Source organism: Fulvivirga maritima, assembly GCF_021389955.1.
Lineage (GTDB): Bacteria > Bacteroidota > Bacteroidia > Cytophagales > Cyclobacteriaceae > Fulvivirga > Fulvivirga maritima.
On sequence record NZ_CP089980.1, the window covers coordinates 186,586 to 210,642 of the forward strand.

Consider the following 24,057-nt stretch of genomic DNA (forward strand, 5'->3'; position numbering starts at 1 on the left):
ATTTCTTACAAGAAAGTGTAAGAAGTTAAGTTGAAAGCTTAATACCAGAGGGAATCAAAGTCCCCCCTCTCAAACTTGAATCAGGGAGAAGCATCTAAGATTCCATATCTATTCTTACGCCCATGCGTATTCCAATACCATCTGAACTTAATCTCTATATTAAAGTAGCCGTGAAGCAATTTTTAAACTGTTAAGAGTATAACATACTACCACTCTCTATCATTAGTCAATGAAGACATTTTTAAAGCTGTTAGCCCTTACTTAATTTTTCATTAAAATCTTACATTTATGACTGATTTTCAACTTATTGAAGGCGTATTAAGTCAATTAATAGTCTTTGTTCATCATTTACATTGGAGCTATATTTTTACACATATGTTACTTGCTTACGCCAGCATAGACTTAGAAAAATCTCACTCTTTAGTAAATAGGTATTATCATTATTTAAGAATGGAGTGGTGGCCTTTGCTATTCGGAATTATATATAGTCTATTGTACATTTTTAAATACAATTTTGATTTTGAGCATACTTTCTGGCAATTACAATCCTTTTTGTTTGCTTTAGTTTTTGAAGCTTTTATTATAGAAAAAATGGTCATTCTTCTAAAAAAACCTCCAAGAAAAAAGTAAGCTTCAATCCTTCTATCAGTTTCACTGTCCCTATTATGTCCACATTTTAGGTACAGCAGGTATCCGTTTATACATGTATTGTGGCTGTAATTTCAGGTTAAAACTAATCTTTTAACCACTTATTTATGATCACATTAGCAACAACCACTGAGAACTGTGAAGCCTGTCCTTTACCTGATCCGCTAAGACACAAGCTAGAGTATATTTCTGGCTATTACCTTGGTGATGTAGAAATATTTTTCAACTCCACTAAGCCTGAAGCCATCAACGTGGCCGCTTATGCCTATGGTAATTCCATATTCATATCCCCTGGTTATGAATACACTCTCGCTCATGAAGCATGGCACGTTATTCAACAAAAGCAAGGTAGAGTAACCATTTCAGGCATAAATAACGGGGTTCCTGTTAACAATAATTTACAGCTCGAAGGTGAAGCTTGCAACATGGCTACCATAATAGAGCAAGGCTATCTCCACCCTAAAATGCAGCGCCCGGTCATCTATAAAGAAGTGTATAGACCTGTGGTTCAATGTATGACTTTTGAAGAAGCTGCCCGCATAGTGCAAGAAAAATATGCCATTGGTTATGTACCTCATGCCACTGCCAGGCCAGATAAACTCTATATGCTCATGCCTACAGATAATCTTGAAGAAATTATCTATGGAGAAAGACCAGACCTGCTAAGCAGTATGATTTTTCTGGATAAGCTCACTAACACCTGCATAGAAATATTAGAACAGGGGCAGGAAAGTGGATATTTTGTCATTGCTAAACCTTATGCCTATGAAGCCAGGGAAATAGATCTCAGGTTGCTCCAGTGCTGCGAACTTTTCAGTGATTTTAAAATCAAATATATCTCAAGCTGTGAAGGGTTCACCCCTACTCTACTTTGGGAGCTATTAAAACAACTATTCCCTCATTTAAGACACATGAGCCCTGACCAGCACTGGGATACTCCCTTTACTGATGATATTGATGAAGACCCATATTTTTAAAATCAATCTCATCGTACAAAATAATTCAAATTTTAACCTTTTATTTTTTATTCACTATGACCAAAGAATTTACACACCTGATGATACACTGCTCAGCCACACCTAAAGGAAAGTGGTTTGATGCTGACGATATAACCCGCTGGCACATAGAAGAAAGAGGGTGGTCTAGAGTAGGCTATTCAACACTATTTCTTTTAGACGGCACCACAGATATCATGATCCCTTTTGATAAAGATGACACCATTAACTCATGGGAGATATCTAATGGCGCTAGAGGCTGGAATGGAATTACCAGACATATTTGCTATATAGGAGGTCTTAATGAGAAGGGAAATTCTGTAGAAGATACCAGAACAGAAGCACAACTAGCAGCTATGCAAGCCTTTGTAAAAATGCATATCATGCTGTGGCCTAAGGTTAAAATCATAGGCCATAACCAAGTAAATGCACACAAAAACTGTCCTTCCTTTAATGTTAATGAATGGGGACTATCCATTGGATTAGAAAAAAAGCATCTGGATCAACAAATCTATTTCTAACTAAATTTGAATTGTATGAGAAAACCATTTAAAGACACCAAGCTGGGCAGCCTGCTAAAAGACAAGTTGCCTGAAGTACTGGATATTGTGGGAGATATTCTGCCCGATCAGGGTATACTAGGTGTAGTAAAAAACCTGGTGCAGAAAAAAGAAAATATTAGCGAAAAAGATCGCTCAGAACTGATGCTAGCACTCAACCAGTTTGAAGTAGAAATTTCACAGCAAATAATGGAAGACAGAGCTAATGCACGAATGAGAGAAATAGCCATAGCTGATCATCAAAAAAGCGATTGGCTTATGTCAGCCGCCGGTATTACAGCATTAGGATCATTTTCCCTCATGGTAATAGCTATTGTATTTATACCACTTAAAAATGAGAATATCTTTCATCAGGTACTAGGTATAGTTGAAGGGGTATCATTAACCATATTTGCCTATTACTTTGGTTCAGCCAGACAATCATTAACTCCAAAAGCGAAAAAATAAGCGCCTATGTTTCAATATAATTAATACAAAACGTAAAAAAGACCTTCATAAATAACCTTGAAGGTCTTTTTTATGGCACATTTATAAAATTAAAGATAGATTGTATGCGTTTGAAGTATGCTCCATTAAAAAAATCCCAATCCAACCCCTCTTTTAAAAGCTGAATTTATAAATCCATCAACGAAATAGCTTTAAAAATAAAATATCACTAAAAATAAATCCAACTCTTTGAAATAATTTGACAATAAAGGCCATTTACTTAACTTTGAAATATCAATTAACGAATTGATCTACACTGTAGGGTGATGAAACAGGCAGACATGCCCTCCGGTCTCGAGGGTGGAGGTCACGGGATAAATTCTTTCAGGTATCCAATAACACTAAAAGCACTAACCGCTCCGTGGAGGTTCGAATCCTCCCTCTACAGCAATAAAAAAAGGCAGCTCTAAACAGCTGCCTTTTTTTATTTCATATATGCTTCACTGAAATTCTTATTTGACAATTACAAAAGAACGGCTAGAGGATGAAAATTTGTTATACTTCATCTCTTTGTTATACCAGACTTGAGTGCAAACTCTTAAATCAGCAGTTTCAATGATTTTACATTTAAGGGTATCCATATCATTATTACCCCAATCAATATAGGTGACAGTATATTTTTCAAACCAAGATCTAGATGGAATTAGCTCAATATAATACTTACCCTCGTCTTCAAACTTGAAAATCTCATAATTACAGGTCCAATATAGACCAGATCCATAAAAAGAATCATCTTCTATTTCGATCAAAGCAGCTGTTCTTATATCTTCTGCCTTATAGCTGTTTTCATATTGAGGATCAAGTAGATCATTCCCATATGTATCCTGAACCGAAATCCTCACTGCTAGATCAGCCTCAAAATCAGACAAGCTATCGGGAAATAAATACACCTCTTCATCATCACTTGAACAGGAAGAGACAAACCATAAACTGAGAGCGACAATAACCACATAAATTTTTGAGCAATTCATAACGCTAAATTTTAAGTGTAGTAAAATAATCGCCAGGTTCAATTAACAAATTACTAAATTTTTATATAACTTTTTAATCTTTATATATAATTATTTCCTTTGTTTTATTGCAAGTTTCATTTAAATGGAGCTGGATATTCACTTCATTTAGCTCAGAAAAGTCAACCTTTTTTCCATCTGTTTTTCTTTGTAAACAGCATTAAGCTCACCTAAGAGTTAAATCGACTATATCCCTTCAAAACCAAATTAATCTAAATTTGTTTACATTGAAAGATTTGTTGTAATTTACCAAAAGAAGGTAATTATGAATCCTTTTAAATGATTTATGTGTTAATAACAAACGATTGTAATCGTAGCAGATTAGCAATAAATTAATTAGTTTCGTAGAAATTACTCTGGATGAAAGTACTATTCGCAATAATAATTTCAACACTTTCACTAGCAGGGACAAGCTACAGCCAACAAATAGGCTTTAAAGATATAGATGAAAGCCAGCTGAGTCCCTGGGTACCTCATATTGACCTCGAATATCAGGGCACTTATCATTTTGGAGATTCAGAACTGGAATCTAGCCTGGTTATAGTAATGACAGCCGAAGGCAGCTATGCACAGATAAGATCTAAAACCTGGTCTTTAAAATTAAACGATTGGTATTATGAGTTCAGAAATCTGGATAGTGTGCAGATTATTGATAACCGATTCTTCTCTGCCCAAACTAATGGGGCATTCATGATTTACAGTCAGGATGGTCAGGTGATCAGGACTTTAAAGGTAGATTCTCCCTGGAGCGAGATTATAGAACCTGGCAACTACGAACTGGGGTATCGTTATGGTTCATTGAAACGCTATTATGAGGGCGATTATATACAGGGTTCTACCCAGATATTAACTATTAAAGAGCTGGAAAAGCTATCGTTTGATCAACTTACACTTTTGAAAAATGAAATCTATGCTCGCTATGGCCTTATTTTCAATGACCGTACGCTGCGTAAGCATTTCAGGCAGAAAGAATGGTATAAAGAAAAATATGAAAGCGTAGAAGGCTTCCTCACTCAATTAGAAAAGAACAACATTATTAATATTGAGATAGTGGAAAGCCAGACCACAAGAAACAATTAGCCCCTGCCCCGCCTTCCACTACCGCTATCAACTATCTTTTAGTGAGGTAACTTATCCCTTAGAAGTCCATAAACAAACGTACCTAACAGAGCACTTAACATTACTATTATAAACACTGTTAGGCCATTCCCTATTAATATATACATTGGTCCGGGACACGCTCCTGTAAGCGCCCAGCCTAAACCGAAAATTATTCCGCCAAAAATGTAACGCTTCCAGCCTCTCTCTTTAGGGGGTAAATTAATCACCTCTCCGTTCATGTCTTTTCCATTAAGCTTCTTCACTACTGCCAGAATAATAATACCCACTACTACTGCTGAGCCTATCACCCCATACATATGAAAGGAGCCGAACTTAAACATTTCATAAATACGATACCACGAAATCACTTGTGCTTTGGTTAACAACACTCCAAAAACAAGTCCCAGGAATAAGAATTTTATATACTTCATTATAAATTAATAAAATAAGGAATCAAAAAATAGGTGCTGATCAGCCCACCGATAAAAAAACCGATGACGGCTATTAAAGATGGAAGCTGTAGGTTACTAAGCCCTGTTATAGCATGTCCTGAGGTACAACCACCTGCATATCGGGTACCGAACCCAACCAGAAAACCTCCAAACACCATAAACACAATACCTTTTAAAGTCAGTAATTGGTCCCATGAGAATATCTCAGTAGGCCCTAGCTGTGCTCCAGGATTACTAATGCCCATAGCTACCAACTCTTCTGCCACTTGCTCATTAAGCTGAATAGGCTCTGCACTTTGAAGCCATAACGCTGACACTACTCCCCCCAGTAAAATTCCAACTACAAAAACCAAATTCCAGACCTGCGCCCTCCAGTTAAATCTGAAGAAATCAGCATATCTGCCGCCTCCTCCTATGCTACACATGGTTCTGAAGGTAGAAGATATTCCAAATGTTTTACCTGTATAAATCATCAGGTACATAACCACTGCTATTAAAGGCCCGGCCACATACCATGGCCATGGCGCTCTTAACATTTCAATCATAAAATAAATATTAGCTTAAAAGAATAGTTCACTTATTAATATATAGATGCCCATTACCAGCACAAACCATCCGAAAATAGATTTTAGGTGATGAGCTGCAATTTTCCTGGACCAATACATGCCTATAAAAATACCTACAATAGCTACTAATGAAAACTCCATAAGAAAGAGCCAGTCTATGCTTTGCTCCGTAGCATCACCAATAAAGCCGATTAGAGACTGACTGGAGATAATTAGCAATGAGGTGCCTACCGCGGGCTTCATTGGCATACCGGCTAGCAGCACTAAGGCAGGAATAATCAAAAAGCCTCCGCCGGCCCCTACCAAACCTGCCACAAAACCGACCACTGCTCCTACCAGCATGAGCACAAATGGCTTGGTTTCTCTCACCGCAGAAGCATCATAACTCTTGCCTGAGCGAATCATAGATATCGATGCCACAATCATTAGCACCGAGAACAACACCATAATGGCGATGTCTTTACTAATAGGCATTCCTAAAACATTACCCAACTGATGAGGAATAGCAGGAATAAAAAATTTGCGAGTAACAAACACTGCTATAATAGAAGGCACGGCAAATAATATGGCTGGCTTGTACTCCAGCACTTTCTTTCTGATAGCACTAATAGCGCCCACTCCTGCGGTAACACCCACCACAAAAAGAGAATAACCTGTGGCCAAAGTAGGGTTTACACCCAATATGTAAACTAACATTGGCACTGTTAAAATAGAACCTCCGCCTCCGGTTAACCCCAGGCTGAGGCCTATTAATACTGATGACATATACCCTAAGAATACTTCCATATCTAAATAAATCTTCTCAAAGGTAATATGGTCACAGACAAAGTTTAGTAACCAAAATCACATATGCGCTTAGTAGCTACTTTCATTGATTTTAGTTACGCCACGGTATGTCCAATAAATAATAGATGTATATCCTAACACAAATGGTAAACCTATACAAGCCAAAATAAACATGGTTCTTAATGTATATTCCGAAGATGCAGAATTATAAATATCCAGGTTATACTCCGGAGTTAAGTTAGATACCATCATATTAGGAAATAAACCTAAAGCGAAAAACAAAATTATAGCCATCATCATTAATGCTGAAGAAATGAACCCTTGCAAAGGCTTATCTTTTACTAGTGACCTGTGAATATTTAATATAGCCAGAAAATTTAACACTACCACTATCCATGCTACCACAGAAACTATAATATGATTCTGCTGTATCAGTGGGTGATGCTGGTCAATTGGCTCTATAAGCCCAAAAGAGAAATTAGCAAGCATCTCAGGCCTTTTGTACATGGTAAAAAAAGTAGTAATGGCATATAAAGGCACAAATATATAGTATGCCTTAAAGGCCCATCTTCTCACTCTTTCTTTCAGCTCACCTTCCGTTTTTAGGTTAAGATAAATAGCGCCATGCATGCTAAACATAATAAGGTTAAATACCCCGGTAAGCACTGTATAAGGACTAATCAAATCCAGGAAAGTACCTTGGTACTCCATATCTCCCCCTATCTGGAAGCCCATGATTACATTACCAATGGCCACTCCAAATAAAATGGCCGCTAAAATGGACCCTACAGAAAAGGCTACATCCCAAAATTTACGCCAGCCTCGCATATCTTCCTTGCTTCTAAACTCTATAGACACCGCTCTAAATATGAGCGCAAACAGCAAGATCATAAATGGCAGGTAAAAACCTGAAAAAGCGGTAGCGTACACGTGTGGAAAAGCGGCAAAAAGTGCTCCCCCAGCAGTAACTAACCATACTTCATTACCATCCCACACGGGACCGATAGAGTTAAGCAAAATACGCCGATCATGATCTCCTTTAGAAAAGAGGTGCAATGCTCCAACTCCTAAATCAAAACCATCTAAAATGGCATAGCCGGTAAGTAAAAATCCTACTATAATGAACCAAATAACCTGATAATCCATATTTATTTAAGGCTTTTGTTAAATGAATCAAACTGTTCGTGTCTTTCTCTGTAATCCGTTTCCATGTCTGCATGAGATTCCGGACCATGTTTTATCTCCTTATTGAGCACATATAGCCAAGAGAAAAGTAATAGCAGATACACCAACCCAAACAAAATCAGAGAAGTATATACTTCCGGGGCTGATACGGCTTTAGAAATACCGTCCTCCGTTCTCAATAAGCCATACACCAGCCAGGGCTGCCTTCCTCGCTCTGCTGAGTACCAACCAGCCTGGTTCGCTATTACGGGTAAAACCACTGCCGCTACATATATTTTGAGCAACCATCTTTGATCAAACAGTTTTTTCCTCCACAAGAAAAATAGTGCTAACAGGGTGATAGCAATAAAGAACATCCCTAAAGCCACCATGAGGTGATAACTTTGGAAAACACTATTTACAGGGGGCCTATCTTCTTTAGGAAATTGATCTAAACCTTTCACTTCATAACTAGTATCCCAATCTAAAAGAAAGCTCAGCGCCCCGGGCACCGCTACTCCTTTAGTCGTTTCTGTTTCTTCATCTACATAGCCAAAGAGATACATAGGTGCCTCTTTTTGGGTCTCATACAGGCCTTCAAAAGCCGCCATTTTTGCGGGTTGATATTCATAAGCGACATGCGCACTTTCATGACCAATAAGTGGCTGTAGTAAAGAGGCACAGGCTGCCACTACCAGAGCAATGACAAAAGAGCGCTTGGCAAATTCCAAATGTTTTTTCTTTAACAGGAAGTAAGCCGATACACTCAACACTAGAAATGATCCTTGCACAAAGGCACCCACTATAGAGTGACTAAAGCGAGACATAGAAGAAGGGCTAAACACCATCTGCCAAAAATCGGTTATCACCGCTCTCATAAAGCCATTAGAATCTTGCACCAACTCATAAGCCACTGGTGTTTGTTGCCAGGAGTTCGCCACTATAATCCAGAAGCCAGACAGGATAGAACCCAGGGCCACCATAACTGTAGCAAATAAATGGAAGCCAGGCTTCACCTTATTCCACCCAAATAATAGCACCGCCAAAAACCCTGATTCAAGAAAGAAGGCGAATATACCTTCTGCTGCCAGCGGAGAGCCAAACACATCTCCTACAAAACGTGAATAAGTAGCCCAGTTAGTACCAAATTCAAATTCAAGCACAATACCTGTGGCTACACCTACCGAAAAGTTAGCAGCAAACACTTTTATCCAAAAGCGGGTAATCACTTCGTACACTTTCTTACGTGTGAAGTAATACATAGACTCAAAAATCACCAGCAATAATCCCATCCCTATACTGAAGGGCGGGAAAATATAGTGAAACATTGCAGTGAAGGCGAATTGCAGCCTCGAGAGTTCTTCAACTGTCATTCTTAGATTTTTTGAAGTAAATAAAAAAGGCTCCTATACCAAATAGCAGCCCAATAATCCCTTTTAATATTTTCTTTGCAGGAACCTCCCCTATCATATCTGGCAATAGAGGTAAACGCAATAGCAAATAATACAATGCTATCATTATAAAAACATAGATGAATAGTGCCTTATGCTTTTCCACGGTAACTGAAGACTAATTTATGCGCTAAATTAGAGGTCAAACATTAAAAGTCCTTCCATATTTCTGATTATTATCACACTCTGTAACATTAGTCACATATGTAACATAGATAGCTGAAGATGAATTCATTACATAACTTCCTCCCCTACTTGAACACTTCCTCATACCACCTCTACTATTTAAATACTCAGATATAACAAGTAAGTATAAAAACAAAAAGCACTTCTCTTTAGAATATTTTCAAGAGATAATTTTAGTCTTCTTGTATTTGAATTATAACAAATAATGTTTATTATGTGTTAATAATCAGTGAACTGGTTAATCACTAAACCTATACCACCATGCTTTTTGACACCTATCACTGTAGTGGAAACTACGATGAAATGTTCACTCCTAATGGTGAATGCAGAGACCACTACGCCCCTTTCAAAGCTGCCTTGGAACATATGCCCAAGAAGAAACTCTACCGCCTTCAGCACTCTACTGATAAAGCTCAAATGGCCATGGGCATGACCTTTAATGTTTATCATGATCATGAAGGTCTTGAGAAAATATTACATCTGGATATTGTACCCCGAATCATTAATGGCAGTGAATGGAATCAGCTACAAAAAGGATTAGAGCAACGCATATGCGCGCTCAACCTTTTCTTACAAGACATCTATAACGACAGAAAAATACTTAAAGACGGCGTAGTACCTAAGGAATTGGTGCTATCCAGCTCAGATTATCTGGAGCCTTGTGTGGGCCTCACCCCTCCTAAATCAATTTGGTGCCACATCACCGGTACTGATTTGGTAAGAGATGAAAAAGGCAAATTTTATGTATTGGAAGACAACCTGCGCTGCCCTTCTGGTGTGTCCTACTTGCTGGAGAGTCGTGAAATTGTAAAAAGAGCCTTTCCCGAGTTATTTAATAGGCTTGGTGTAAGACCAGTGTCCGACTACCCTATTAAGTTGCTCAACATGTTGCAATCGCTCACTGGCAAAGAACGCCCTACCGTAGGCCTACTTACTCCGGGAGTATATAATTCGGCCTATTTTGAACATAGCTATCTGGCGCAGCAAATGGGCGTGGAGCTCGTTACTGGCGCTGACTTACTGGTTCAAGACCAAAAAGTATACATGCAAACCACCAAGGGCATAGAACAAATAGATGTTTTATACCGAAGAATAGATGACACATTTATAGATCCGCTCACATTTAATCCTAATTCCCTTCTGGGAGTACCAGGACTTTTTGATGCGTACCGTGCAGGAAATATTGCACTTGCTAATGCTCCAGGCACCGGCGTAGCTGATGACAAAGCCGTTTATGCCTATGTACCGGATATTATTAAATACTATCTGGATCAAGACCCGATTTTGGAAAACGTACCTACCTATTTATGTGAGAAACAAGACCACAGACAGTATGTGCTGGATAACATCCACAATCTGGTAGTAAAAGAAACTAATGCGGCAGGTGGCTATGGCATGCTCATAGGGCCGAAATCCACCACCGCTGATCATGAAAAATTCAGGGCTTTGATAAAATCAAACCCTAGAAACTATATCGCACAACCTACTCTATCGCTATCTACTGTACCAACCATTTCTAAAGAAAATATAGAGCCTCGCCACGTAGACCTCCGTCCGTATATTTTATATGGAGACAAAATAGAGGTGCTACCCGGAGCACTCACGCGAGTGGCCCTGGTAAAAGGCTCTTTAGTTGTTAATTCCTCCCAAGGAGGGGGCAGTAAAGATACTTGGGTATTGTATGAATAATATGTTAAGCAGAGTCGCAGATTCCATTTATTGGCTAGGTAGATACTTGGAAAGAGCTGAAAATTATGCTCGTTTTATTGATGTTAATTATAACCTGATGCTAGACCTGCCTCCGGGCATGGATGAGCAATGGGAACCGCTCATAGCCGTTACAGGAGATTTAGAAGATTATAAAAGAAGGTACCCTACCTCAGACCGAAAGAGCGCTATTTTCTTTTTGGCCTTTGATGAGGAGAATCCTAATTCCTTGCTTTCCAGCATATCACGAGCACGTGAAAATGCTAGAGTGGTAAGAGAAAACCTCACTAAAGAAACCTGGGAGAAGCTCAATGAAGCCTACCTGCAGGCAAAACAAGGCTACAAAGCCAAAATATGGCAAATGGATGATCCCAGAGGTTTTTTCATTCATATAAAATATGCTATACAGCTGCTCTATGGTATAGCTGACAATAGCGTAGCCAGAACCGAGGCCTGGTATTTCAACAAACTGGGGCATTACCTGGAGCGTGCAGACAAAACCTCGCGTGTGCTAGACGTGAAATACCACATTCTGTTACCTGCACCAGAAGAAGTAGGCTCTCCGCTAGACTACCTCCACTGGATGGCTCTGCTAAAATCAGTTAGTGGCTTTAACACCTACCGCAGAGCCTATGGCAAAATAGTACCTCATGGCGTAGTGGAGTTTTTAATGCTAGATAAGTTTTTTCCAGATCAATATTCTTTTGCCTTACTGAAGCTGAAGAGTGCCTTTATAAAATATCTGGCTACTCAGGCAAAGGCTTTAGTAACAGCACTGAAAAACGCATGGGCGAACTCAGGTCAAAATTGGAGTTTGCTGATATTAATGATATAATAAGTAAAGGTTTACATGAGTATATTGATGATCTACAAATAAAAATTAATATAATTTCGAACACTATTCATGAAAATTTCTTTATGATTAGAGACAATTTTGTAGAACAAAAACAGGTAAACGAATGACTTACTGCTTAGGCATAAAAAATAGAGAAGGAATAATAGGCTTGGCTGATACCAGGATCACTTCCGGCACTGAAACTACTACTGCTAAAAAGGTTTTTACAGTAAATAAAAAAAAGCATTCCTTTTTCATCATGACTTCCGGCCTACGCTCAGTAAGAGACAAGGCCATCACCTACTTTAAAGAAGTAGTAGAAGAGGAAGACGAATCTTTCACCAAACTATACAAAACGGTGAACAAGTTTGCTGAACAAATTAAACGAGTAGCCACTGAAGACCGCGAGTCTCTAGAGCAGGCCGGCATGTCTTTTAACTTATTTTCTATAGTGGGCGGCCAGCTAGAGAAAGATACTGAACCCAAGCTATATTTACTATATCCGCAAGGAAACTGGATAGAAGTAGGAGAAGGAACACCATTTGTAATTATTGGTAATACCGGCTTCGGTAACCCTATCCTTAAAAGGGCTTTGCATTATGATGATGACATGAAATTTGCGCTTAAAGTCGCTTTTCTTTCTTTTGATGCTACCCGTATTAGCGCTAATGATGTGGATTTCCCTATTGATACAGTAATATTAAAAAATAACAGCTTTGATATTATCGAACATCGTTTTATGGGCAAAGAACTTAACGAACTTTCTGACACCTGGAATTCTAACTTAAAAGATGGAATCAGTAGCCTCTCTGCCGATGTGCTTAATGATGCCTTTAAAGCAAAGAGTGAAAGAACCATTAAGATGTTCTAAAATACATGCTACTTAAGATTCACCATCGCACCAGCTATCACTATGAGGATGCCGTATTTCTGGATCCTCATTATTTTTATCTCAAGCCTCAGGTTAGGGCTTATTTAGAGCTGAAAGATTTCCAAATAGAAGTGTCTCCTACTCCGAAAGGCTTTACTGAAAGAATAGATATTGAAAACAATGAATATTTTCAGGTATGGAACCATGATAAGACAGATCGACTGGAGGTTACTGTAAATTCAACTATTTTACTTCAGGAAGTCAACCTTTTTAATTTCCTTATAGATCCGCCAATACAACTCAATCAAGAGGCTGTGTATGATAAAAGTGAGTTAGCTTTTCTAAAGCCTTACCTACACCACAACCTTCCATCTAAAATAAAGTCGTTTGTAACCTCTCTTGCAGAACAAACTCATTACGAACCTATACCTTTTCTTTCTGCTTTGTTATCAGAGATCAGTCAGAATTGGGATCATACCGTAAGAATGGAGCAGAATATTTTACCTGTAGAGAAGTGTTTCACCTCACAAAAAGGATCTTGCAGAGACTTAACGGTAATGCTTATGGATATGGTAAGAGCTATGGGACTGGCTAGCAGATTTGTGAGCGGCTATGCTTACAATCCTGACCTTGGAGACGGCCACGAACTGCATGCCTGGGCAGAAGTTCTGCTACCCGGCGCTGGCTGGGTAGGCGTAGATCCCAGCCTGGGGTTATTTACGAATGAGGTATACATCCCCCTGGCCACTAGCTACGACCCTGCTAATACCATGACGGTGAAAGGACATTATAGAGGCAAAGTAAAATCAACTTTGGATACTCAGGTCACTATCTCTGAATAAAACTAAAAGCCACACTACGAAAACTGCGTAATGTGGCTTTTCTAATCAAGAATAATCAGTAAACAATCTTATAGCATGGTTGCTGGTGCCTGATATTCGGTTAACTCTGCACCTGCTTCTTCAAGTGCTTTAAAACCGCCTTTGATATTTATTACCTTATTGAAATTTCTAAGACTTTAGAATAGAGGCCATAATCATAGATCTATACCCTCCTGCGCAGTGCACATAATAGGTTTTATTTTCAGAAAGCAGATTAATTTCTTCATTAATAAAATCCAGAGGAACATTTTTCACTTCCGGAATATGCTGACTCTCATACTCACTCTCCTTTCTAACATCTAAAATAGAGCCTTTATACTTATCAAGGTCCTTCACTACTTCTGCAGCCTCCACTTCATCAATAGTAGCTATATTTTTCCCTGCCTGTTTCCAACTATTAAACCCACCTTTTAAATAGCCTATGGTATTATCATATCCTACTCTGGAAAGTCGGGTTACTGCCTCTTCTTCTCTTCCTTCATCAGCTACAAGTATAAGCGGTTGATCAAGGTCTTCTATCACTGTACCAACCCAAGTAGCAAAACTACCATCAAGGCCAATAAATCAAGAACCAGGAATATGTCCTTGTGCAAAATCATCAGCACTTCTAACATCAAGTATGAGGGTTCCGTCTTGATCCACTGCCTTTTCTACCTCTGTTACGGTGAGCGGAGATACACCCTGCTCCAGCACTTTATCAAAACTTTCATAGCCTTTTTTGTTGAGCACCGCATTTTTAGGAAAGTACTGCGGTGGCGCCACCAACCCTTCAGTGATAGCCTCCACAAATTCCTCCTTAGTCATATCGGCACGTAAGGCGTAATTATACTTCTTCTGGTTTCCCAGCGTATCAGTAGTTTCCTTGCTCATATTTTTGCCACAGGCTGAGCCGGCGCCATGCCCGGGATACACTATAATATCATCTGGCAATGGCATTATTTTATTTCTTAAAGAATCAAACAGATAGCCGGCAAGGTCTTCCCGAGAAAGATCACTCTTCACAGCAAGGTCAGGCCTGCCTACATCTCCTATGAATAAAGTGTCTCCGGTAAATATGCTATTCATTTGGCCTTGCTCATCTAATAACAGAAAAGTAGATGATTCCATAGTATGCCCAGGAGTATGCAAAACTTTGATCACTACATCACCCAGTTGTAGCTCTTCCTCATCTTTAGCCACATAAGCATCAAACTCAGGCTTAGCGGTGGGGCCATATACTATTTTCGCCCCGGTATGTTTTGCCAGATCCAGGTGACCTGATACAAAATCTGCATGAAAATGCGTCTCTAAAATGTACTTGATTTTGGCTCCCCGTTCTTCAGCCATTTTAATGTAAGGAGCCGTTTCTCGCAGCGGGTCTATAATAGCCACTTCTCCTTGTGACTCTATGTAATAGGCCGCCTCAGCGAGGCAACCTGTGTATATTTGTTCTACTTTCATGGTGTTATGGTCTTAAGTTAAAATCATAACAAATGTCAGTATATAAATAGTTGTGTTCAGTGATATTTATCACCCAGCACAAGGCACTACAAAATCAGTTTCACCTCATTACGCCCCAGCTTTACTTTTCCTTGTCTTTCCAGCTGTTTTAGTAAGCGGGAAATCACTTCTCTGGTAGAGTTAAGCTCATGAGCTATTTGCTGGTGAGTAACCTCTAACTTATGTGTATTTCTGGCTGATGATTTATCAATAAGGTATGTCCAAAGACGCTCATCCATTTTATGAAAAGCAACACTATCAATAGTAGAGAGCAGTTCTTCAAACCTTTCCCTATAAGTGTTCATCACAAAATTCTTCCAGCTTTTATATTTGGTCATCCATTCATCCATAAGGTGAACAGGCAACTGTATCATGTAAGAATCCTCTTCGGCTATGGCCCTGATCTGGCTTCTCTCCTGGGCCAGGCAGCAGGTAAGTGATATGGCGCAGGTCTGCCCGGGCTGCAAGTAATAGAGGAATAATTCATGCCCTTCTTCATCCTGCCGAAGCACTTTTATGGCTCCTTCATAGAGTAAAGGCATATTTTTTATAAACTGGCCGAAGTCCATAATCTTATTTTCGGCCTCTACCTGAACAATAGATCCTTTCTCTTTTATCTCCTTAACTAACTCCTCCTCATACAATTCAGGGAAATATTCTGTTAATACATCAACTATCTGCATTTATGATTCTGCTAAATTAAATACAATCTGTTTATGGAAATATATGCACTAAATTAAGGCTTTTACATTTTTTTAAACATTTTTGTATAACTAACAATTTTAAACTGCGTTAGGACTATACATGCAAAAGAGAAGACACCTTGCTTTACGCTTAGTTGCTTTTATCATTTCATTGCAAATGTTTAATATTAGCGCTAACGTAAATGACCCCTTTGCTGGTAAGGTTTCTGCAAGCACTACCCCATTCAATAAAATAGAAAGCATGGTAGAGCTCATTGCAGAAGTTATTCTCGAGGAACGTGATGCCATACCTGAGACTCAATCTCCGGGAAGCAACATAAACCTTGAGGAAGAAGAGCAGGATCAAATCCCTCATGGACCAGAGTCTCTTCTCTCCACGCCCACTTATTACCCAGAGGGCATTACCTATAAAAAGGGACTATACAAGGAATCTCTTAGCTTAAAAACACTTTTCTCAGAGGTATCCACTCCGCCTCCGGAAGCATAATATATTGCAAGCGCAACAGTACGATTTTCTACTGCTCATTAATAAAACTTCATAGACTACTTATTGCACTCTGAATTTCTTCAGGGGTGATATTTCTATGATGCTTTAATTTATTTATATTCATTTAATTATGAAGGACAATATACTTTCACATATTAAAAGTGACCTGCCCGCTGGGCTGGTTGTATTTTTAGTAGCTCTTCCTTTATGCCTTGGCATTGCTCTTGCATCTGGCGCACCGCTTTTTTCAGGGCTTATTTCAGGTATAATAGGCGGTATAGTGGTAGGTTCACTCAGTGGGTCTCATATAAGTGTATCTGGTCCGGCAGCAGGCTTGACTATAATTATCCTCAATGCCATTGAAGACCTGGGATCTTTTCAAGCCTTATTAGCAGCAGTAGTTATCGCTGGTATTATCCAGCTTATATTAGGCTTATCAAAAGCCGGTATAGTGAGCCACTTCTTCCCTTCTTCGGTGATTAAAGGGATGCTAGCGGCCATTGGAATAATACTCATTTTAAAACAAATACCTCATGCCGTTGGTTATGATGCAGATTTTGAAGGAGATTTTTCTTTTTTCAATTTGATGGAGAGAACACTTTTTCGGAATTAACCAAAGCAATAGAGAGCCTGGAAATGGGAGCCGTTATAATATCTATGATTTGCCTGTCCATATTTATATTATGGGAGCAGCCTTTCATGCGAAAGCACACAATCTTTAAAATTGTGCCTGGCGGACTTATTACCGTAATTGCAGGGGTAATCATTAATGAGTTGTTTATTAACAGCGGCTCTTACCTATCTATAAAAGGTGAGCACCTGGTAAACTTACCCGTAGCCACTAATTTTGATGAGTTTCTCGGGTTATTCACACTTCCTGACTGGTCTATACTTTCTAACTCAAAGCTCTACGTGGTAGCAGCCACCATAGCTATAGTAGCCAGTTTGGAAACGTTACTTTGCATAGAAGCCACTGACAAGCTTGATCCTTACAAAAGAATTACGTCAACTAACCGGGAGTTAAAAGCCCAGGGCATAGGCAATATAGCCGCAGGCCTTATCGGCGGTCTCCCCATGACTTCAGTAATAGTAAGGAGTTCAGCCAACCTCGATAGTGGCGCTAAAACTAAGCTATCAGCGATTATACATGGAATTTTACTTTTTGTAACTGTAATTTTTATTCCGAATATATTAAATATGATACCTTTGGCAGCTCTTGCAGCTATACTCCTGGTAGTAGGCTATAAGCTCGCAAGAATTTCGCTCTTTAAAAGGATGTATTCATTAGGCTGGGATCAATTCCTCCCATTTATCATCACGATAATAGCCATTCTGTTTACTGATCTGCTCAGAGGAATAGGAATAGGCATGGCGGTTTCTATTTTCTTTATATTGAGAAACAATTACCGTTCTTCCTTCAAATTCAACAGCATCTCCAAAGACAACGGAACTGGTGAAACCATACATATCGCCCTGGCTGAAGAAATGACCTTTTTAAATAAAGGTAGTATGCTGGTAACGTTACGTGAAATACCTGAAAACTCTCATGTAGTCATTGATGGCTCTCAAAGCAAAATAATCGACCATGACGTAAAAGAAGTAATTCAGAATTTTCAAGAAACAGCAAAACACAAAAACATAAACGTAGAATTAAAAGGTAGTGAAACATGGAAAAAACATATAATAAACTAATCGAAGGAAACAAGAAGTGGGCCGATGAGAAGTTGGAAATTGACAAGGACTTTTTTATGAACTTGTCAAAAGGTCAATCACCTGAGTTCCTTTGGATCGGTTGTTCTGACAGTAGGGTACCTGCTAATGAAATTACTAATACTAACTCAGGAGAAATATTTGTTCACAGAAATGTGGCCAATTTAGTAGTACATACAGATATGAATTTTCTCAGTGTACTGCAGTATTCAGTAGAAGTATTAAAGGTAAAACACATTATTATTTGCGGCCATTACGGCTGCGGAGGTGTGCAAACCGCTATGACTAATAAAGATGCAGGACTGGTAAACAACTGGCTTAGAAATATTAAAGATGTATATGATAAATACCAGGATGAACTAGATGCTATTGAAGATGAAACTGCTAAAAACAATCGCTTAGTGGAGCTTAACGCAATAGAGCAAGCTTACAACCTGGCCAGAACATCTATAGTACAGAACGCTTGGCGCGAAGAGATCTGCATGTACATGCGTGGGTATATGGACTTAGCACCGGCCGCATCACCGAGCTAGGAGTAACCATAAAAGGACCGCAAGACATGCCTTCGATTTATCAATTTAAATACTAAAAAATCAAACCAGGGATGACTAACAATCATCCCTTTTTTTATGCCCAAATAACTGGATCTAGCATTTCACTTGTTATTAACAATTCCTTAAATAACAAAAAGGAGGGAATTATGAAAAAGCCAATAATGCTAGTACTCATACTGCTGGCGTGCTTGGAGCATCATTAGCTCAGCCAGGCAACAAAACGCAGAACACAAACTAATGAGGTTATGACTAAAACTATTTGAACATAACCTCCTTTTTGCTCATCATAACTATTCACCAATAGTATTCACCCTTTGTCAGAAGATTTTCGTTTTTTATAAATAACTAAGAACATTTCTCTTAGCTTTATACGTTACTATATCTGAACATGCCTCGATACAATATGAAAGGAAAGAAACTCATTTTCTCATCTGTTTTATTAATCACAATTTTCAGCTTTTTTGCCTTCAGTTCACCAGGACAGCGCTATTTTGAGATTGCTAAAAACCTGGAAATATTTGCTACTCTTTTTAAGGAGGTAAATGCCATGTATGTAGATGAGGTGAACCCAAATGAAACTATCAAGGTGGGTATAGATGCCATGCTGGCTTCTTTAGACCCTTACACTAACTACATACCTGAAGATCAGATAGAAGACTACCGCACCATGAGCACCGGACAGTACGCGGGCATAGGTGCCGTAACTGGTCGCATGAACGGAAAAATTAAAATAATGATGCTTGTAGAAGGTCATTCAGCCCAAAACAATGGCCTCCACATAGGTGATGAAGTCATTAAAATTGATGGCATTGATGTGACTAATATGAATAATGAGGAGATTGGCGAGTTGATGAAAGGCCAGGCTAACACTTCAGTATCTCTAACAGTATTGCGATATGGACATGAAGATCCGCTTACCCTTGATTTCAAAAGAGAAAAAGTGAAGATTAAAAATGTGCCTTATTACGGCATGGTAAGCAATGACATAGGTTATATTAAACAGACACAGTTTACCATGCAGGCTGGCAAAGAAGTAAGTGATGCACTCAATGAATTAAAAGACAAAGGAGCTAAAAAAGTTATACTTGACCTGAGAGGTAATCCTGGAGGTCTTTTAATGGAAGCGGTAAATATTACTAATGTATTTATTCCTAAAGGAAAAGAAGTGGTGAGCACCAAGGGTAAGTTAGAAGAAAACAACTCTACCTACAAAACACTCAACTCACCTGATGATACTGAAATACCTATTGCAGTACTGATCAATAGCGGTAGTGCTTCTGCCTCTGAGATAGTGGCAGGTACCATACAAGATTATGATCGTGGTGTAATTATAGGTGAAAAATCTTTCGGCAAAGGGCTTGTACAACAGACCAGACCTCTTTCTTACAACGCTCAGCTTAAAGTGACCACAGCAAAATATTATACCCCCAGCGGCCGCTGTATACAAGCACTAGATTATAGTCACAGAAATGATGACGGTAGTGTGGGCAAAGTGCCTGATTCACTAAAAGTAGAATTCTTCACCCAAAACCACAGGTCAGTATATGATGGTGGTGGCATAGACCCTGATATAGAGGTAGAACATGAGAAGATATCACCTATCTCTCTTACCTTATACACCAATGGCCTTATTTTCGACTTTGCTTCTAAATACCACGCTGAGCATGATAAAATAGCTCCTGCCAAAGATTTTGAGCTATCTGATGCTGAGTACGACGAATTCGTGAAATGGTTAAAAGACAAAGACTATGGCTATACAACTGATGCCGAAAAAACATTAGAAGACCTTAATGAATATGCTCATGAAGAAAAGTATTACTCTGAAATTGAAGGTCAGCTTAAAGCTTTAAAAGCTACTCTGATGGAGAGCAAGTCCAATGACTTATATGACTTTAAAAAGCAGCTCAAGACCATATTAGAAGAAGAAATCACTTCTCGTTATTATTTAGATAATGGTTCTATAGAATCTACTTTTGATCATGACACAGACATAAAAACTGCCAAATTGATCTTAAACGATTCAGAGAAATACTATTCGATCCTTAAATCGAATTAATCATCTTGCAGCACTCTGCGCGCTCCCATGTAGCGTGCATTGTAGTGCCTGTGCGCCAGGCTGTCAATTACTACTCCACGGCTGGTAGAGCTATGAATAAAGCTTATTTTCCCGTTATTATTAGCTATAGCAATACCTACGTGACCTACTCTATTCACTCCTTTGGTAGGACTTTTAAAAATAAGTATATCTCCTTTTTGTACCTCTTTAGTATCTATCTCCTCACCAAACTTAGATTGTAGCTGAGATGAGGCCGGCAGCGAAACATTGAAATTTCTAAATACATAACAGGTAAAACCAGAGCAATCAAAAGAAGAAGGCCCTTTGCCTGCATATTTATAAGGAACGCCTTGTAGTTGCAAAGCATAATCTATAATGCTATCTCTTCGGGTTTTGGCATTAGCTAATCCCTCCTCCCCTTCTATATCCAGACCAGTCACAGTATCTTTTGCTACTGCCTTATGACTGTAATACTCATCCAGAAGATCGGCGTTTTGTGATTTATTAATATTCATAGCGCTATTAATCAGAAATATGATCCCTAGCACTACATAAAATAACTTCTCTTTTAAAAGTTTCTTAATAATTTCCATATACAAGTAAACTCATTATTTCTGGCATATAAACAAAAAGCAGGCGAAATAATTCCCGCCTGCTTTTAATATGTTGTTAATTAGATGATTATCTAAGGAATAACATTTCTCTATATTTCACTAAAGGCCAGTCTTCATCATCTACCAGCATTTCCAGTTTATCTACTGCATAACGAATGGTGTCAAAGTATTTTCCTTTAACATCATCGCAATAACCGATAGCACGCTCACGAAGATCTTCCTCTTTATTTAACCTCTTTCTTTCATCAATCATATTGTAAACTTCTTTTCTTAAAGTTTCGATATAACCAGAAACAGATTCTATAATAGAGATTACTTCTTTATTATTAATGCCTAATGTTTTTAATCCTTCAGCATTCTTTATCAATTTGTTTTGATAAGCAATGGCTGTAGGTATGATGTGATTAAGCACTAGATCACCCATTACTCTTGATTCGATCTGAATCTTCATGATATAGCTTTCCCACCTGATTTCATTTCTGGCTTCTAGCTCAATATCATTAAGTACTGAATGACGGTTAAACATTTTTCTAGACTTATCAGTAAGGTAAGCATCAAGAGCTCTAGGAGTATCTTTTATGTTAGACAATCCTCTTTTCTCTGCCTCTTGCACCCACTCATCAGAGTAACCATCTCCTTCGAAACGGATAGCCTTAGAATCTTTGATATACTTTCTAAGTGTATTTACAATGGCCATTCTCTTTTCAGTACCACCTTTCATTTCCTTCTGTACATTTTCATAGAAGGCAGTAAGCTGCTCAGCCACAATCAGGTTAAGCACTGTCATAGGAGAAGAGGTGTTTTCATTACCACCTACTGCTCTAAACTCAAATTTATTACCTGTAAAGGCAAAAGGAGAAGTACGGTTTCTATCAGTATTATCAAGGATGATTCTTGGTATTTTATCAATACCGAGTTTCATGTACATGTTTTCACCTTTCTCTACTTTTATGTTACCTTTTTTCTCTAACTCATCTAACACGTTAGTAAGCTGAGAACCGATAAACACTGACATGATAGCAGGAGGTGCTTCATTAGCTCCTAGTCTATGGTCATTTCCAGCAGAAGCAATACTAGCTCTTAAAAGGTCAGCATGCTCAAATACTGCTTTAATAGTGTTAATGAAAAATACTAAGAACAATAAGTTATCACGTGCACTAGAGCTAGGCTGGAATAAGTTAACACCAGTGTTAGTAATTAAAGACCAGTTATTATGCTTACCTGTACCGTTAAGGCCAGCAAAAGGCTTTTCGTGGAATAAAACTTTCAGGTTATGTCTTTCAGCAGCTTTAGACATAATGTCCATTAACAGCTGATTATGATCTGTAGCTACGTTAATATCTTCAAACAAAGGAGCCACTTCAAACTGGCTAGGTGCTACCTCATTGTGTCTTGTACTTACAGGTATACCTAGTCTGTGTGCTTCTTCTTCAAAGTCACGCATGAAATCATAGATACGAGTAGGAATAGATCCGAAATAATGATCATCTAACTGCTGACCACGAGCAGGATTATGACCAAACACCGTTCTTCCTGCCATTACCAAGTCAGGACGGCTGGCGTATAATGCCTTATCTATTACAAAGTACTCTTGCTCTACTCCTAAAGAAGCTTTTACACGAGTTACTTTTTTGTCAAACATCTGACAAACCTTAGTAGCTGCTCTATCTACTGCTTCTACAGCCTTCAGCATAGGAGCTTTATTATCAAGCGCCTCGCCAGTGTATGAAACAAATATAGTAGGTATACATAGTGTAGCTCCATAAACGAACATAGGAGAACTAGGGTCCCAAGCGGTATAACCACGAGCTTCGAAAGTACTTCTTATACCTCCATTAGGAAATGAAGACGCATCCGGTTCTTGCTGAACTAGTGCACTTCCTTTAAATCTCTCTATTCCTAATCCGGCATCAAAAAATGTATCATGCTTCTCTGCGGTTGAACCTGTAAGAGGCTGAAACCAGTGAGTATAATGAGTTACTCCTTTAGAGAGAGCCCATGACTTGGCTGCAGATGCTACAACATCAGCAGTATCTGCATCTATTTTTATTCCGTCTTCAATCGCTTTTTTTACCTTTTTGAATATTTCAGGTGAAAGGAGCGTCTGCATCTGCTTTAACCCAAATACATCCTGAGCATAAAAATCTGAGATCTTAGCCTTCGACTCCACATTTATCTTAGGTCGGTTATTTGCTAAATCTAATGCTTTAAAGCGTAAGTGTGCCATAGTGGTTTTTTAGATTATTTTTTACGTTAGGTAAAATTATTAAATATTTTGCTTCAAATCTTAAAAGTCATTCTTTTTTATAGAAAGAAGCCATCATTTTTAACACAATCAAGCCAAAAAAGATACCAAAAAGCCAAAATCCTGTTAAAAAACACCATATTCGATCTCTGCAAACGATATAATTAATTTTATAATGCTATAATTATCAATGTTAAGTTTTCATTAAAACTTAACACACAACCTCTTAATAGTAAACGGTCTAATTGGCTCTCTCAGCCTATTCTACATGCCATTAAATAAAATCGCATCATTTATATTTTATTAAAATGATTAAGGTTATTTTCACTGGCTACTCACTTATCAGCTTATGTCAATCCGTTTTTACATCATTATAAGACATATTTAACCTCACTCTTGCAGTACTATACCAGCAGGACTTTCGTTTTATGATATCTCCATATAATTTAAGCTATTGACAATCACATGTCTCCAAAAACAAAACCGAGTTTAGGTTCAAGAATATCACA

Annotated in this window: 22 protein-coding genes and 2 pseudogenes; 14 read left to right on the top strand and 10 right to left on the bottom strand. The window is 38.5% G+C overall.

Features of this window, described 5'->3' with window-relative positions; all coding sequences use genetic code 11:
- The first annotated feature begins 288 nt into the window (after positions 1 to 288).
- From LVD15_RS00860 to LVD15_RS00875, 4 genes are all read left to right on the top strand, one after another.
- Positions 289 to 630, top strand: a complete 342-nt coding sequence (locus tag LVD15_RS00860; RefSeq protein WP_233778419.1) for a hypothetical protein — start codon at positions 289 to 291, stop codon at positions 628 to 630.
- A 125-nt stretch (positions 631 to 755) separates the two neighbouring features.
- Positions 756 to 1,625 (top strand): eCIS core domain-containing protein, encoded by an 870-nt coding sequence (locus LVD15_RS00865; protein WP_233778420.1) that lies wholly within the window; start codon positions 756 to 758, stop codon positions 1,623 to 1,625.
- A 56-nt stretch (positions 1,626 to 1,681) separates the two neighbouring features.
- Positions 1,682 to 2,164, top strand: a complete 483-nt coding sequence (locus tag LVD15_RS00870; RefSeq protein WP_233778421.1) for an N-acetylmuramoyl-L-alanine amidase — start codon at positions 1,682 to 1,684, stop codon at positions 2,162 to 2,164.
- Between the two features lie 15 nt (positions 2,165 to 2,179).
- A complete protein-coding gene (locus tag LVD15_RS00875; RefSeq protein ID WP_233778422.1) occupies positions 2,180 to 2,650 on the top strand; it encodes a hypothetical protein in 471 nt (156 codons plus the stop codon).
- Positions 2,651 to 3,141: 491 nt separating this feature from the next.
- On the opposite strand, the gene LVD15_RS00880 is transcribed toward LVD15_RS00875, so the two are convergent.
- Positions 3,142 to 3,660 carry a hypothetical protein gene (locus LVD15_RS00880; RefSeq protein WP_233778423.1) on the bottom strand — a complete coding sequence of 173 codons (519 nt, stop codon included), beginning with the start codon at positions 3,658 to 3,660 and terminating at the stop codon, positions 3,142 to 3,144.
- 399 nt (positions 3,661 to 4,059) lie between these two features.
- Here LVD15_RS00880 and LVD15_RS00885 point away from each other — a divergent pair, with 399 nt between their 5' ends.
- Positions 4,060 to 4,779 carry a YARHG domain-containing protein gene (locus LVD15_RS00885; RefSeq protein ID WP_233778424.1) on the top strand — a complete coding sequence of 240 codons (720 nt, stop codon included), beginning with the start codon at positions 4,060 to 4,062 and terminating at the stop codon, positions 4,777 to 4,779.
- 38 nt (positions 4,780 to 4,817) lie between these two features.
- Here LVD15_RS00885 and LVD15_RS00890 read toward each other — a convergent pair whose 3' ends face one another.
- From LVD15_RS00890 to LVD15_RS00910, 5 genes are all read right to left on the bottom strand, one after another.
- A complete protein-coding gene (locus tag LVD15_RS00890; protein WP_233778425.1) occupies positions 4,818 to 5,231 on the bottom strand; it encodes a DUF6691 family protein in 414 nt (137 codons plus the stop codon).
- Positions 5,231 to 5,797: a YeeE/YedE family protein gene (locus LVD15_RS00895; RefSeq protein WP_233778426.1), complete on the bottom strand. Its 567-nt coding sequence runs from the start codon at positions 5,795 to 5,797 to the stop codon at positions 5,231 to 5,233. The genes LVD15_RS00890 and LVD15_RS00895 overlap by 1 nt, the downstream gene beginning before the upstream one ends.
- 15 nt (positions 5,798 to 5,812) lie before the next feature.
- A complete protein-coding gene (locus LVD15_RS00900; protein WP_233778427.1) occupies positions 5,813 to 6,604 on the bottom strand; it encodes a sulfite exporter TauE/SafE family protein in 792 nt (263 codons plus the stop codon).
- A gap of 69 nt (positions 6,605 to 6,673) precedes the next feature.
- Positions 6,674 to 7,750 (bottom strand): cytochrome d ubiquinol oxidase subunit II, encoded by a 1,077-nt coding sequence (cydB, locus tag LVD15_RS00905; RefSeq protein WP_233778428.1) that lies wholly within the window; start codon positions 7,748 to 7,750, stop codon positions 6,674 to 6,676.
- Between the two features lie 2 nt (positions 7,751 to 7,752).
- Positions 7,753 to 9,141, bottom strand: a complete 1,389-nt coding sequence (locus LVD15_RS00910; RefSeq protein WP_233778429.1) for a cytochrome ubiquinol oxidase subunit I — start codon at positions 9,139 to 9,141, stop codon at positions 7,753 to 7,755.
- Between the two features lie 525 nt (positions 9,142 to 9,666).
- On the opposite strand from LVD15_RS00910, the gene LVD15_RS00915 reads away from it, so the two are divergent.
- The 4 genes and pseudogenes from LVD15_RS00915 to LVD15_RS00930 all read left to right on the top strand — a co-directional run bounded on the left by LVD15_RS00915 (position 9,667) and on the right by LVD15_RS00930 (position 13,660).
- Positions 9,667 to 11,094 (top strand): circularly permuted type 2 ATP-grasp protein, encoded by a 1,428-nt coding sequence (locus LVD15_RS00915; RefSeq protein ID WP_233778430.1) that lies wholly within the window; start codon positions 9,667 to 9,669, stop codon positions 11,092 to 11,094.
- A gap of 1 nt (position 11,095) precedes the next feature.
- Positions 11,096 to 12,075: pseudogene (locus LVD15_RS00920) on the top strand (alpha-E domain-containing protein).
- The gene (locus tag LVD15_RS00925; RefSeq protein WP_233778431.1) at positions 12,072 to 12,818 is read left to right on the top strand and encodes a proteasome-type protease; all 747 of its coding nucleotides are present in this window, start codon (positions 12,072 to 12,074) and stop codon (positions 12,816 to 12,818) included. The pseudogene LVD15_RS00920 and the gene LVD15_RS00925 overlap by 4 nt, the downstream one beginning before the upstream one ends.
- Before the next feature lie 5 nt (positions 12,819 to 12,823).
- The gene (locus tag LVD15_RS00930) at positions 12,824 to 13,660 is read left to right on the top strand and encodes a transglutaminase family protein (protein WP_233778432.1); all 837 of its coding nucleotides are present in this window, start codon (positions 12,824 to 12,826) and stop codon (positions 13,658 to 13,660) included.
- Between the two features lie 68 nt (positions 13,661 to 13,728).
- Here the strand turns inward: LVD15_RS00930 and LVD15_RS00935 are convergent.
- Positions 13,729 to 15,139 (bottom strand): annotated as a pseudogene (locus LVD15_RS00935) (MBL fold metallo-hydrolase).
- 86 nt (positions 15,140 to 15,225) lie between these two features.
- On the bottom strand, positions 15,226 to 15,861 hold the full coding sequence (locus LVD15_RS00940) for a Crp/Fnr family transcriptional regulator (RefSeq protein WP_233778433.1): 636 nt from the start codon (positions 15,859 to 15,861) through the stop codon (positions 15,226 to 15,228).
- 121 nt (positions 15,862 to 15,982) lie between these two features.
- Here LVD15_RS00940 and LVD15_RS00945 point away from each other — a divergent pair, with 121 nt between their 5' ends.
- The 5 genes from LVD15_RS00945 to LVD15_RS00960 all read left to right on the top strand — a co-directional run bounded on the left by LVD15_RS00945 (position 15,983) and on the right by LVD15_RS00960 (position 20,689).
- Positions 15,983 to 16,369 carry a hypothetical protein gene (locus LVD15_RS00945; RefSeq protein ID WP_233778434.1) on the top strand — a complete coding sequence of 129 codons (387 nt, stop codon included), beginning with the start codon at positions 15,983 to 15,985 and terminating at the stop codon, positions 16,367 to 16,369.
- 130 nt (positions 16,370 to 16,499) lie between these two features.
- The gene (locus tag LVD15_RS27050) at positions 16,500 to 16,982 is read left to right on the top strand and encodes a SulP family inorganic anion transporter (protein ID WP_306416815.1); all 483 of its coding nucleotides are present in this window, start codon (positions 16,500 to 16,502) and stop codon (positions 16,980 to 16,982) included.
- Positions 16,983 to 17,026: 44 nt separating this feature from the next.
- Positions 17,027 to 18,061, top strand: a complete 1,035-nt coding sequence (locus LVD15_RS00950) for a SulP family inorganic anion transporter (RefSeq protein WP_306416964.1) — start codon at positions 17,027 to 17,029, stop codon at positions 18,059 to 18,061.
- The gene (locus tag LVD15_RS00955; RefSeq protein ID WP_306416816.1) at positions 18,037 to 18,612 is read left to right on the top strand and encodes a carbonic anhydrase; all 576 of its coding nucleotides are present in this window, start codon (positions 18,037 to 18,039) and stop codon (positions 18,610 to 18,612) included. The genes LVD15_RS00950 and LVD15_RS00955 overlap by 25 nt, the downstream gene beginning before the upstream one ends.
- Before the next feature lie 424 nt (positions 18,613 to 19,036).
- Positions 19,037 to 20,689: a S41 family peptidase gene (locus tag LVD15_RS00960; RefSeq protein WP_233778435.1), complete on the top strand. Its 1,653-nt coding sequence runs from the start codon at positions 19,037 to 19,039 to the stop codon at positions 20,687 to 20,689.
- Here LVD15_RS00960 and LVD15_RS00965 read toward each other — a convergent pair.
- Both LVD15_RS00965 and LVD15_RS00970 read right to left on the bottom strand, forming a co-directional pair.
- Positions 20,686 to 21,282: a C40 family peptidase gene (locus LVD15_RS00965; RefSeq protein WP_233778436.1), complete on the bottom strand. Its 597-nt coding sequence runs from the start codon at positions 21,280 to 21,282 to the stop codon at positions 20,686 to 20,688. The genes LVD15_RS00960 and LVD15_RS00965 overlap by 4 nt on opposite strands.
- Positions 21,283 to 21,370: 88 nt before the next feature.
- Positions 21,371 to 23,530: a glutamine synthetase III family protein gene (locus tag LVD15_RS00970; protein WP_233778437.1), complete on the bottom strand. Its 2,160-nt coding sequence runs from the start codon at positions 23,528 to 23,530 to the stop codon at positions 21,371 to 21,373.
- Positions 23,531 to 24,057: the final 527 nt, after the last annotated feature.

Excerpts from the sequence above, each read along its gene's own strand:
- LVD15_RS00860 (WP_233778419.1), top strand. The coding sequence starts at position 289 with ATGACTGATTTTCAACTTATTGAAGGCGTATTAAGTCAATTAATAGTC.
- LVD15_RS00865 (WP_233778420.1), top strand. The coding sequence starts at position 756 with ATGATCACATTAGCAACAACCACTGAGAACTGTGAAGCCTGTCCTTTA.
- LVD15_RS00870 (WP_233778421.1), top strand. The coding sequence starts at position 1,682 with ATGACCAAAGAATTTACACACCTGATGATACACTGCTCAGCCACACCT.
- LVD15_RS00875 (WP_233778422.1), top strand. The coding sequence starts at position 2,180 with ATGAGAAAACCATTTAAAGACACCAAGCTGGGCAGCCTGCTAAAAGAC.
- LVD15_RS00880 (WP_233778423.1), bottom strand. The coding sequence starts at position 3,660 with ATGAATTGCTCAAAAATTTATGTGGTTATTGTCGCTCTCAGTTTATGG.
- LVD15_RS00885 (WP_233778424.1), top strand. The coding sequence starts at position 4,060 with ATGAAAGTACTATTCGCAATAATAATTTCAACACTTTCACTAGCAGGG.
- LVD15_RS00890 (WP_233778425.1), bottom strand. The coding sequence starts at position 5,231 with ATGAAGTATATAAAATTCTTATTCCTGGGACTTGTTTTTGGAGTGTTG.
- LVD15_RS00895 (WP_233778426.1), bottom strand. The coding sequence starts at position 5,797 with ATGATTGAAATGTTAAGAGCGCCATGGCCATGGTATGTGGCCGGGCCT.
- LVD15_RS00900 (WP_233778427.1), bottom strand. The coding sequence starts at position 6,604 with ATGGAAGTATTCTTAGGGTATATGTCATCAGTATTAATAGGCCTCAGC.
- cydB (WP_233778428.1), bottom strand. The coding sequence starts at position 7,750 with ATGGATTATCAGGTTATTTGGTTCATTATAGTAGGATTTTTACTTACC.
- LVD15_RS00910 (WP_233778429.1), bottom strand. The coding sequence starts at position 9,141 with ATGACAGTTGAAGAACTCTCGAGGCTGCAATTCGCCTTCACTGCAATG.
- LVD15_RS00915 (WP_233778430.1), top strand. The coding sequence starts at position 9,667 with ATGCTTTTTGACACCTATCACTGTAGTGGAAACTACGATGAAATGTTC.
- LVD15_RS00925 (WP_233778431.1), top strand. The coding sequence starts at position 12,072 with ATGACTTACTGCTTAGGCATAAAAAATAGAGAAGGAATAATAGGCTTG.
- LVD15_RS00930 (WP_233778432.1), top strand. The coding sequence starts at position 12,824 with ATGCTACTTAAGATTCACCATCGCACCAGCTATCACTATGAGGATGCC.
- LVD15_RS00940 (WP_233778433.1), bottom strand. The coding sequence starts at position 15,861 with ATGCAGATAGTTGATGTATTAACAGAATATTTCCCTGAATTGTATGAG.
- LVD15_RS00945 (WP_233778434.1), top strand. The coding sequence starts at position 15,983 with ATGCAAAAGAGAAGACACCTTGCTTTACGCTTAGTTGCTTTTATCATT.
- LVD15_RS27050 (WP_306416815.1), top strand. The coding sequence starts at position 16,500 with ATGAAGGACAATATACTTTCACATATTAAAAGTGACCTGCCCGCTGGG.
- LVD15_RS00950 (WP_306416964.1), top strand. The coding sequence starts at position 17,027 with ATGATTTGCCTGTCCATATTTATATTATGGGAGCAGCCTTTCATGCGA.
- LVD15_RS00955 (WP_306416816.1), top strand. The coding sequence starts at position 18,037 with ATGGAAAAAACATATAATAAACTAATCGAAGGAAACAAGAAGTGGGCC.
- LVD15_RS00960 (WP_233778435.1), top strand. The coding sequence starts at position 19,037 with ATGAAAGGAAAGAAACTCATTTTCTCATCTGTTTTATTAATCACAATT.
- LVD15_RS00965 (WP_233778436.1), bottom strand. The coding sequence starts at position 21,282 with ATGGAAATTATTAAGAAACTTTTAAAAGAGAAGTTATTTTATGTAGTG.
- LVD15_RS00970 (WP_233778437.1), bottom strand. The coding sequence starts at position 23,530 with ATGGCACACTTACGCTTTAAAGCATTAGATTTAGCAAATAACCGACCT.